At 58.3% G+C, this 11,414-nt stretch carries 4 protein-coding genes; 2 read left to right on the top strand and 2 right to left on the bottom strand.

Going from position 1 to position 11,414, the window contains the following annotated elements; all coding sequences use genetic code 11:
* Nucleotides 1-2,644 (top strand): methionine synthase (metH, locus tag D8U18_RS10360; protein ID WP_131107578.1); only part of this gene is annotated, 2,644 nt, incomplete at its 5' end.
* A 61-nt stretch (nucleotides 2,645-2,705) separates the two neighbouring features.
* On the opposite strand, the gene D8U18_RS10355 is transcribed toward metH, so the two are convergent.
* On the bottom strand, nucleotides 2,706-9,767 hold the full coding sequence (locus D8U18_RS10355; protein ID WP_131107577.1) for an NEL-type E3 ubiquitin ligase domain-containing protein: 7,062 nt from the start codon (nucleotides 9,765-9,767) through the stop codon (nucleotides 2,706-2,708).
* A 152-nt stretch (nucleotides 9,768-9,919) separates the two neighbouring features.
* On the opposite strand from D8U18_RS10355, the gene D8U18_RS10350 reads away from it, so the two are divergent.
* A complete protein-coding gene (locus D8U18_RS10350; protein WP_056852822.1) occupies nucleotides 9,920-10,138 on the top strand; it encodes a DUF2970 domain-containing protein in 219 nt (72 codons plus the stop codon).
* A 6-nt stretch (nucleotides 10,139-10,144) separates the two neighbouring features.
* Here the strand turns inward: D8U18_RS10350 and D8U18_RS10345 are convergent, their stop codons facing one another.
* The gene (locus D8U18_RS10345; protein ID WP_056852823.1) at nucleotides 10,145-11,230 is read right to left on the bottom strand and encodes an ABC transporter substrate-binding protein; all 1,086 of its coding nucleotides are present in this window, start codon (nucleotides 11,228-11,230) and stop codon (nucleotides 10,145-10,147) included.
* Nucleotides 11,231-11,414: the final 184 nt, after the last annotated feature.

The following is an 11,414-nucleotide window of genomic DNA, read 5'->3' as shown; positions in this document are numbered from 1 at the left end:
CTCGCTGTTCGTCAACGTCGGCGAGCGCACCAACATCACCGGTTCCGCCAAGTTCGCCCGCCTGATCCGTGAAGACAACTACACCGAAGCCCTGGAAGTCGCCCTGCAGCAAGTCGAGGCCGGCGCCCAGGTGATCGACATCAACATGGACGAAGGGATGCTCGATTCGAAGAAGGCCATGGTGACCTTCCTCAATCTGATTGCCGGCGAGCCGGACATCTCCCGCGTACCGATCATGATCGACTCCTCGAAGTGGGAAGTGATCGAAGCCGGCCTCAAGTGCATTCAGGGCAAGGGCATCGTCAACTCGATCAGCATGAAAGAAGGCGTCGAGCAATTCATTCATCACGCCAAACTGTGCAAGCGCTACGGCGCCGCAGTCGTCGTGATGGCCTTTGATGAAGCCGGCCAGGCCGACACCGAAGCCCGCAAGAAAGAAATCTGCAAACGCTCCTACGACATCCTGGTCAACGAAGTCGGCTTCCCGCCGGAAGACATCATTTTCGACCCGAACATCTTCGCCGTGGCCACCGGCATCGAAGAACACAACAACTACGCTGTGGACTTCATCAATGCCTGCGCCTACATCCGCGACGAACTGCCGTATGCGCTGACCTCGGGCGGCGTGTCCAACGTGTCGTTCTCGTTCCGGGGCAACAACCCGGTGCGCGAGGCGATCCACTCGGTGTTCCTGCTGTACGCAATCCGCGCCGGCCTGACCATGGGCATCGTCAACGCCGGTCAACTGGAGATCTACGACCAGATCCCGGTGGAACTGCGCGACGCCGTCGAAGACGTGATCCTCAACCGCACCCCGGATGGCACCGACGCCCTCCTCGCCATTGCCGACAAATACAAGGGCGATGGCAGCGTCAAGGAAGCCGAGACCGAAGAGTGGCGCAACTGGGACGTCAACAAGCGCCTGGAACATGCACTGGTCAAAGGCATCACCACGCACATCGTTGAAGATACCGAAGAGTCGCGCCAGTCGTTCGCCCGCCCGATCGAAGTGATCGAAGGTCCGCTGATGTCGGGCATGAACATCGTCGGCGACTTGTTCGGGGCCGGCAAAATGTTCCTGCCGCAGGTGGTGAAATCCGCACGGGTGATGAAGCAGGCCGTGGCCCACTTGATCCCGTTCATCGAACTGGAGAAAGGCGACAAGCCGGAAGCCAAGGGCAAGATCCTCATGGCCACGGTCAAGGGCGACGTGCACGACATCGGCAAGAACATCGTCGGCGTGGTGCTGGGTTGCAACGGCTACGACATCGTCGACCTCGGCGTGATGGTACCGGCGGAGAAAATCCTCCAGGTGGCCAAGGAAGAAAAGTGCGACATCATCGGCCTGTCCGGGCTGATCACGCCGTCACTGGATGAAATGGTCCATGTCGCTCGCGAGATGCAGCGCCAGGACTTCCATCTGCCGTTGATGATCGGTGGCGCTACCACCTCCAAAGCGCACACCGCGGTGAAGATCGAGCCCAAGTACAGCAACGATGCGGTGATCTATGTCACCGACGCCTCCCGTGCGGTGGGCGTGGCGACCCAGTTGTTGTCCAAGGAACTCAAGGCCGGTTTCGTCGAGAAAACCCGCCAGGATTACATCGAGGTCCGCGAACGCACGGCCAACCGCAGCGCCCGCACCGAACGCCTGAGCTATGCCGCGGCGATCGCGAAAAAGCCACAGTTCGACTGGAGCACCTACACGCCGGTCAAACCGACGTTCACCGGCACCAAGGTGCTGGATAACATCGATTTGAAAGTGCTGGCCGAGTACATCGACTGGACGCCGTTCTTCATTTCCTGGGACCTGGCCGGCAAGTTCCCGCGCATCCTGCAGGACGAAGTGGTTGGTGAAGCCGCCACCGCGCTGTACGCCGATGCCCAGGAAATGCTCGCCAAACTGATCGACGAAAAGCTGATTAGCGCCCGTGCGGTGTTCGGCTTCTGGCCGGCCAACCAGGTGCGTGACGATGACATCGAACTCTACGGCGATGACGGCAAGCCGTTGGCCAAACTGCATCACCTGCGCCAGCAGATCATCAAGACTGACGGCAAGCCAAACTTCTCCCTGGCTGATTTCGTTGCACCCAAGGACAGTGAATTAACCGACTATGTGGGTGGCTTCATCACCACCGCCGGTATCGGCGCCGAAGAAGTGGCCAAGGCTTATCAGGACGCTGGCGACGACTACAACTCGATCATGGTCAAGGCCCTGGCCGACCGTCTGGCCGAGGCCTGCGCCGAATGGCTGCACCAGCAGGTGCGTAAAGAACACTGGGGTTATGCCAAGGACGAAACCCTCGACAACGAGGCGCTGATCAAAGAGCAATACACCGGCATCCGCCCTGCCCCGGGTTACCCGGCGTGCCCGGATCACACCGAGAAAGCCACGCTGTTCGCCCTGCTCGACCCCGAGGCTGCCGAAATGCGCGCTGGGCGCAGCGGAGTGTTCCTCACCGAGCACTATGCGATGTTCCCGGCCGCCGCGGTCAGCGGATGGTATTTCGCTCACCCGCAGGCGCAGTACTTTGCCGTGGGCAAGATCGACAAGGATCAGGTCCAGAGCTATACGTCGCGTAAAGGCCAGGAGCTGAGCGTGACCGAGCGGTGGTTGGCGCCTAACCTGGGTTACGACAACTGAGGCTGATCCCGGGAGTCGACTCGTGCGACTCCCGGGGTTGTTTCAACGCTGCGGGTTTACGTTACAACCCCACCAGCGTCCGCTCTATTTCAGACAGTTCGCGCAACAGCTTTCCTTGCTCGAAGACAAGGTCTGCCTCGATCGCCTGCATGGCGATCTTGTACTGCTCCTGCGCGCCTTCGCCGTAATTCGGAAACTGCTCATCCACATCGTGCTCTCTGCCTGCGAAACCCTCACGCAACTGGGCAAACCGTTCAGGGTATTTTTCTTTCAAATAATCGCTCCAATATTGGCGGCCGACCAACTCATCAATCAATGCCGGTGATTGTTCTGCCGCGATCACTTCAGCATGGGCCGCCTCCAGCATGGCAGACGAAACGTTGCCGCTGTAGCGCATGCCTCTGGGTTGTCCCGGCAGTTCAAGTCGCTCGGCAAGGCCGATACGATAAGCCAGACGCACTTCAGCCGGATCAGTCGAGCGGCGCTGTGCCCGGCGCTGGGCAATATCGCGGTTGGCGATCTCCTCGACCTTGCCAAGTCGAAACAGATTCCTGCCGAGCCGGAACAAGACTTGGCCATGCTGCCCCGGTGCAATTGACTTCGAGGTTTCGAACTCGAATACCTTGACCTCTATATTGCTGAACAACAGGATTTGGCCATCGACGCAGGTTGCGCCGGCTCTCGCCAATTCGAAAATCGTATCCCTCAGACCTGCGTCGCTATCGGCCACCCTCAATACGGTGTGGACCCGCCGCACAAGATCAGCACGTCCTGTCATGAAGTCTGTCGTACCTTCCAGCCGGGTCAGCAGATTGAAAAAGAACTGATTGTTTTGCGCTTGCTCAAAATCATTCCAGATCCGTATCAACTCCTCGGCATCTGCAGCTGACGAATCGATCCAACGTTCACGAGCCTCGGCACCCGTCACCTCATCCATATCCACTTCAACGTCACTCACGATCGAGTCATCGCTATCGCTGTCGTCAACGCTGCTGCTTTCGCTACTGCTGTCAAACCGCTCCAGTGCCTCGTCAATCTCTGTTGAACGCCATCCCACTATCTGCTCGCCTTCCTGCACTTGATTATGCAACATCAGCAAGCTTGTACCATCGAGGGTCTCGTTGCCGGCCAGATTGGTGCCCGCACGCAATACCCTGTGCGCGTCGGCCATCAGGGCTGGCGGAATGAACTCGATCATGTTGTCGCGCAAATCCAGGGTGCTGAGTGAAGGAAGCTCAAGTGCACCCTGCGGCCAGATGACCAGACGATTGCCACTCAGATCGAGGGTTTGCAAACTTCCAAGGCCGCTGACATCCAGTGACTCGAGCCAGTTTTCTGAGAGGCTCAAAGACTCCAGGTTGCTCAATCCGGCAAGCTGACGCTCAAGCTCAGCTGCATTGGAGAAACGGTTATTGGCCGCCGAAAGTCGCTTGAGGCGGCGCAAAGAGGTCACTGACGCTGGCAAGGCATCCATCGCGTTGGCATCCAGCGCCAGGGTATGAAGGTGAGTAAACGCGCCAAGAAATTCGCTTAGCCCGTCTTCACTCAGATACACATTGTTGAGGTTCAACTCACCGACATGAGCGAAGTCGGCAGGTAGCGTCGGGAGATGGCCCAATGGGATATCGGACAAATCAAGGGTAATGCCTGCCGATGTACCACGCAGGTTCTGCCTCCAGCACGCCATTATCCGGTCAGCTGCCTGGCGGCGTTCGGTGGCGGCGATCCACACAGGAGGTGACGATTCAACGCGGTGCTGTGGCGGGGTATCGATCCATGTGTTCAGGGACTTCGTCAATGCCTGGTGTTGGCTGTCCCACTTGGCCAATTGCTCGTACAGAGGGCCAGCCCCGCCATGGCGCGTGGCGAGCACATCGATGATCCGTATCGCCTCGGCCGCCGGCAAATCCGGATCAAGCCTTTGCAGGCGGGCTTGCGGGGTCAAGCGTGTCAGGTCATTGCCAGGTACAACGGGCAGCGGCAACAACAACTCCGGATTCTGCGCGACCAGCACCGGAAAATACTCGGGTTCGCCCTCTGTAATGCCTGTCTGCAAGCTGGCCCTGGAAATGCCCATGGGGTTTTCCGACGAACTGCTTGCCAGCAAATCGCTGCGGGCCTTTGCCGTCAATCGGCAACCCTGCAAATCGATTTTTGAAAGGTGTTGAGCGGTCAGAGCCGTCTCGGGAATCGTCGTGATAGCGCTGTTGTTCAGCTCGATCCTGTCGAGGCTGGACAAGCCCCACAAACCCGATGGCCAGTCTTTGATGGCGGTATGCCCCACACGCAAAGTCTGTAAGCGGGACATGGCACTCACGTCCAGCGAATCGACCCGGTTATAGCGCAAGTCCAGGCTTTCCAGGGCAGATAACCGGTTCAGGCGCTGCTGCATGCTCGGGGTGATGGTCAGGTGATTGCGGCTCAGATTCAGCTCACTGAGTTTTGTCAGGTTGCCCAGTGTCGTCGGCAGACTCTGCAGCTGATTGCTACTCAGGTCCAACCGCCGAATGTCGGTGAAACCGCGCAAAAATCCACTGACATCTTCGGATGAGGCCATGACCCCCGACATTTGCAAGGTTTGCACATGAGCAAAATCTGTTGCCGACAACGTCGGCAGTTCAGGCAGGTCGCCCAGCGCCCAGCCTGACAAATCCAGATTCGATGAAATGATTTGTCCGGGCATGAGGGGCCATGAGCGCACCGTCGAAGGGCCGACCTCAGGTTGCGAAACCGGTACCTCCTGCGCGCCGCCATAACGTTTACGCAGGCCATCACGCCAGCACTCGCGGATTCGCCGGGCAATGACCTCCCGCTCCCGAAGGTTGACTTGCCGGCCATTGGCTTTTGTCGTTTGCTGCTGCCACCGCTCCAGTTGCAGGCGCAGCGCCTGTCCATCCTCGCGCAGCCCATTGATCCGTGCCAGCAATGCCCGCCCTGCCAACCCTTCTGCCTTCATTCGCCCAAGGGCAGCCTTTGAAAGCTCTTCGCTGGTTTCCAAGGCATCACTCAGCGTGCCTCGGCAATATCGATCGAGCATGTGCCCGCTATCCTGCAAATGCGCAGGATGCTCGTGCACATACTCATACGCCCTCACGAAGTCCTCGGTACTCAGCCTGGCCCAATTGAGTTTCATGCCGGGCCACAGTGCTTCGTGACCGGTAAGCCATTGAGCGGGGAGTGTCTTGACGCTTGAGTGAGTGAGGTCCAGCGCTCTGAGCTGAGGCAATTGCTGGGCGCCCTTGGGCCAAACCTCTGTCGTTCCGTACACACTCAACGAATGCAGGCGAGTCAGACCACTGACATCCAGTTCGCCCGCCATGCCGATCACGTCCAATTGTTGCAGTTGCGGCATGGCGTCTATCGCCGCTTGGACAGTTGCGCTGTACTCCTGCCCCAGCGGCCCGGCGATTCGCAAGTCATGTATGCCTGGCAATGCCTTCAGCTTCGCGGCCAACTGAACTCTGTCGACGCCATCCCGGACGCCCAACTTCAACGACCGGGCGTTGGGGAACTGACGTAAAAAGGCTTGCGGTGTCTGACTCAACATTGCACCCGCACTCATATGCAGTCGACTGACGTGAGGAAAGTTGCCAGCCAGTTCCGGCAAGCTGTCTGCAACACCGATATCCAGGTAAACACTGGCAGCGCCATCATAAATTCCCCGCTGCTGCCAGACGCCTTTGATGTTGCGCGCGACCTGATGACGGAGAGTATGCGGACCGCCGCTTTCAACCCACTGGTCCAGTTGCGCCGACAGCGTCTCGTACTCCTGGGCGCGCAAGTTCAGTAAATGGGCAATTTGCGTTTCGGTCATACCATCAAGCGCAAGCTGAATGACCATCGATTCCGCCATCTCATCGGAGACGTTCGGATAGACATCCCGCAACCTGGAGACCAACGACGGATTGACCATTGCGCCGGCACCTCGCCCGCTCATCGGGTAGCCGACCCTGCCGTCCGCCAGGCGTCGCGGCGCACGGAATCGTGAAGTGCTGGCGCCAGGTGCGAGGGTTTGCATCATCTGCTCACGGTGGCCCATGGCATAGGTGGTCACTGCCTCCTGCAACCTGGCACCCTGCGCGACATTGGGCATGCCCAACCGGGCGCGGGCATCGTCTGGTAACGCATGCATGAGCGAAGAAAAAAAGTTGTCGCCTGCTTTCGGTACGCTGTTCAACGAATTCTGGTGCTGGTCAAAGGCCTGGTACTGGTTGGCTTGATGATGCTGAGAGCCGTCCCTCACCAGGTATTTGACCTGTTCGGCGGTTTCGCTACCGATGCTGTCGAGCAGTTTTCCGTCGCAATGGCCCAGACGCACTTCCAGACGCAGGTTGTTCGGCCAGCCGGGGAGCCGTTCCAGGCTGTGCAGAGCCAAACGCTGGCTGTCCAATGACGCCATGCTTTCCAGATGCAGTCCGGCCAAGGCTTTGTTCAGCCGAGTCACCCGGGCGCGCGCCCTCCCCTTGAGTAACAGGCTTGTGGGGAGCCGGCCGGTTTGATTGATGTGCAGCCGCTCCTTGGCTGTGGCATTGGCCAGGACTTCTTGCGCCGCGTCCGTCGACAGGCTCGGGAAAGTGCTGCGCAGTGCCTGAGTTTCACGGTCCGTCGACTTGGCGCTCTGGCTGAGTTTGTCGAACATCGCGGTTTTGTTGCCTGCAAGGTGATCGCCCAGCTGTTGTCGAAATACAGCTTCGCGCTCTGCCTCGACTCGCGCACCTTCACTCCCCAGAAAGCGAACGATTTCGCCCTCATCCAGTGCTGCAAGTACGCGTTCAGGGAGTTTCCCGGCAGACACATCCTCGTGGGAAATCCTGATGCCCGGCTTCGCCGGTAGTGACGCCTTACCATAGCGGGACGAAGCTCCCGTCAGGCCTGGATTGTCGAACACGTCGATCACACGTCCATGGGGCCAACGGGGCATTGTGAACACTTGCGGCAAAACGTCGTTGTAACGGCTGTCCGGCACCGGCTGATCGAGACGTATCTGTTCAATCAGTTCATTGAGCTGCCGGTCAGTCTGAAACTGCCGCAACGTATCGGACAACGCAGAGGGCAAGCTCAGGTGATCCATATGGATCTTGCGCAACGCGTCGTCGTCAACGCCGCTGATATCGGCAATTTTCTCCAGCGTCGCTGCATCGATACCTTCGGTGACCGGGCCCAGACGTCGCAGTAATGTCGCTCGATCCCACTCCAGGGGGCGCTCGAAACGATGGCGCCACGCGCCTCCTGCGTAGTGTTCAAGCACCGGGGAGTAAGCATCCGAGACTCTCGGGTTTTTTAGTCGCCATTTGTTCAGCACGGGATCGAAGGTCTTTTCGTAGACGTTACCGTCAAGCCTGATATAGGTTTTGCCATCCACTTGATATTGCCCACGCTCGTTGGGCTTGAGGCCCACCGGCAAGACCCTGTCGCTCAAGTAAGGTCTCAAGCCAGGCCGCCACAACTGTTCGCTGCCAAACGGCAATTTGACTTTGACCAAGCCATCGGCGATGGGCGTCGACAGCACTTTCGGCACTTTACCGGCTACCGTACCTACCGCCGCCATGAAGGCAACGTTCACAGCCACCGACTTCAAGTAACTCCAGGCCTGATCCGTGTCGCCAATGCTCCACGCCTCAACGCCGTGATAAACATCCATGGTCAGTTGCACGGCCATCACGGCCATCATGACCTCGCCCAGGCCAGGGACGAAAAATGCTGCTGCGTTGAGTACGCTCAGCCCCCATTCGGCATACCGGGCGAGTCGTTCATACCAGGCCTCATGATCAACTTTGGCGGTCGGCACCGCCAATTGCTCGGCAGTCTCTTTCAGGCGCTTCTGATGCCGCCTGTACAGCTCGCCGAACAGTTCGGCATCAAAAAATTCTTCACTGATATCCAGAACCGGCTCGTCCCGATACACGTGTTCGTAAATGCCGTCGATGTGCCCCAGCACGGTTTGTTTGCGGTAAGGAAAATCGGGGTTCCATTTGAGCGTTTGCAGGGCGGTCTTGATCTTGCCGAGGAACTTCCCCGCATCACCGTGGGGAATCAGTCTGAGAAATGAGCGCTGATAATTGACATCTCGCAGCCTGTAGCACAGGTCATTTTCAAAGGACTTGAGCGAGGCATATTCCATGACCGGCGCCAATGGATCACCGGGAATACAGACGATGATCCGCGAGTCCTGATAACCCAGCACGTCAAACAGATTGACTCCCGGATTGCTCCAACCGAAATCGATCTTTTTACCTTTGCGCCGACGTGCACCGATGACAAACAGCTCACTGACAGGCGACCCCAACACATGCAACTGACTGCAAGTGACGCGCTCGCCGTCCAGTGTTGGCGAGGGCTCGCCATTGAGCACGGCCAGCAAAGTACGGTAGGCCGAAGGCGTGATCAGCGACTTGAGGTGAGCGATATCGGCGTGCACTCGCAGACTGGCCTTCCATGCATTGATGGTCTGGGTGCGCACGGTGGCCGCCCGGTCCCCCGCGTCAAACATCGCCGTCAGGTGTTCCTGATACTGTTTGCCGATATCCAGCTCCCGGCATAACGATGCAAAATCGGCAGGTTTTAGCGCTAGCGGCTTGATCCTGTAGCGCGTTGAAGGCCCCGTTTCCGGATAGTCCCAACCGTAAGGTCCTCCTTGAGTTTCCAGGTGGGCTGCGCGCAGTCCCCGCTCAGCAATGACGTCACCGGCATTGAATACCTGGTCTTCTTCAAAATTGCGCAATGCCAGCTGCAGGAGTGTCTGGTGCGTGATCAGAGAGCCTGCGAAAGGCTCGTAGAGCCATGTCTGCGTCACATCGACTTTGAGCCCGAACTTTTTTTGCAACGCCGCCTCAAGCAACGGTTGTGCGAATTCGGTGACGCCCTTGAGCCCGGTGAGGGTTTTTGCCAGGGTTTCGTTGCACGTTCGACTGCGCTTCTGCTGGTCTCGCACAGTGAGTCGTTGGTCACTGGTGGCCTTCTGAAACCATTGCGGCATGGCATCTTCGGCCAGCCCTCCGGGTGTTCTTGCCCGATCCAGAGCCCGGATGTTTGCCGGGGTCAAATGCCGTATGCGTTCGTGCAGCTTTTTTTTGATGAAATGGTTATGAAGGCCCTTTTCCTGGGCTTTTGGAATTCCACTCATGTGGCACTACCTGATGCTGTTGTATGAAGCATCAGTCAATCAGCGGGCCTGTCGTCCAGGGCGGTACATATTTATACCGGGGTAGCTCCCGACCGATCTTCTTTGGCGCGGGTTGTCTATGCTTGTTTTACTCAAACGGGAGACAAGGGTTTATGGACGATCCAGCCGATAACAAGCCGCCCACTTTCTGGCAGATGTTGCACAGCGTCATGGCGGCAGCGTTCGGGGTGCAGAGCGGCAAGAACCGGGCGCGGGACTTCACCCATGGCAAGCCGAGTCATTTCGTGATCCTGGGGATTTTGTTCACCACGGTGTTTGCCCTGACGCTGTTCGGCATCGTCAAACTGGTGCTGCTGCTGGCAGGGATCTGAAACGGGTCAGTGCATCAGGGTTTGCAGGCTGAACGGATAGCGGTATGACGCGGGTCGCCCCTTGGCCGAAAGCTTGTGGAAATCCACCCCGTAGTCCTGCGTGCGACTCATTGCCAACAGTCGTTTGGCTTGCGAACGGTTGATCAGTTGCAACAGTGGAATCTGTCGGTCGCGACCGCCGTACTGGCTGATGTCGATCCCTTCGTCATAATCATGCAGTTCAACCAACGCCCAGCCGCCCAGGCTGAAATGCCCGCCAAGCAATACGCTCAAGCGATTGTCGAGCAGAGCCTGCAATGCCTCGGGTGAATTGTTGATGGCGCCGAACAACGCGTCCTTGCCCGGGACTCCCCCTGATTCGACATACGCCTGCATGACGCCAAACGCCATTTCGTCGTTGGCCGCCCACACCAGTGAAGTCTGCGGATAGCGCTTGAACAACAGCTTGGCTTGCTCGTAGGCGCGCTGACGGGTCCAGCCGCCATACACCAGCTGGCGCAAACGCACTTGCGGGTGTTCCGCCAGCGCCCGACGCATGCCTTTTTCCCGCAACTGCGCCGAGGGCGTCACTTTCAGTCCGGAAAAAGCCAGCAGATCAATCATTTCGCCCGGCGCTACCGGAGGATGCGAGCGGATCAGTTCCTTGAGCATCAGGTAACCGCCCTCCTCGTCATTGGGCACCAGGCTGCCGATCCAGTCGGGATACTTGTTCGGTCGGGCGCCGAGCAGTTTTATCTGATCCACCGTCAGGGCATTGTTGACCATGAATAATTTCACCCCGCTGCCTTGAGCCAGGCGCAGTACTTCGGGGGCGACCGATTGCTCGTTGACGAACACCAGATAGTCGGGGCGATCGCTGCCCTGCAGGGCTTCGCGTGCCTGCTTGATAATGTTTTCAGGAACCCGGTCGGAATACTGGATGCGCAGGTCCATGCCCAGATCAGCGGCGGCCGCCTGCATGAATTGCGAATAGCTGACCCAAAAGGCTTCCCTGGTGGTCCCCGGGTTGAGGAACAGCACTGACGCCGCTTGAGCACACGGTCCCGCGACCATGCCCAGCGCCAGCAATGCACCCCTTAGAAACTTCAACATGTGTCGTCCGAGCCCCCGGAAATTCGCCACGCATTATAGCCAGCGAACGTCCGCAAAACGGCGTTTATTGCGGTTTTTGTCCGACAATCGTCGGAACGAGGCTCGGTCGGGTCGGTTATTGATGACTTACCCAGAATACGGCGGTGCCGACCACAAGAATGATCAGGAACAGAATCGCCCAGGC

The organism is Pseudomonas sp. Sample_10 (genome assembly GCF_004321495.1).
Classification (GTDB): domain Bacteria; phylum Pseudomonadota; class Gammaproteobacteria; order Pseudomonadales; family Pseudomonadaceae; genus Aquipseudomonas.
Note: the sequence above shows the minus strand (reverse complement) of the source record. Positions and strands in the feature narration are given on the sequence as shown.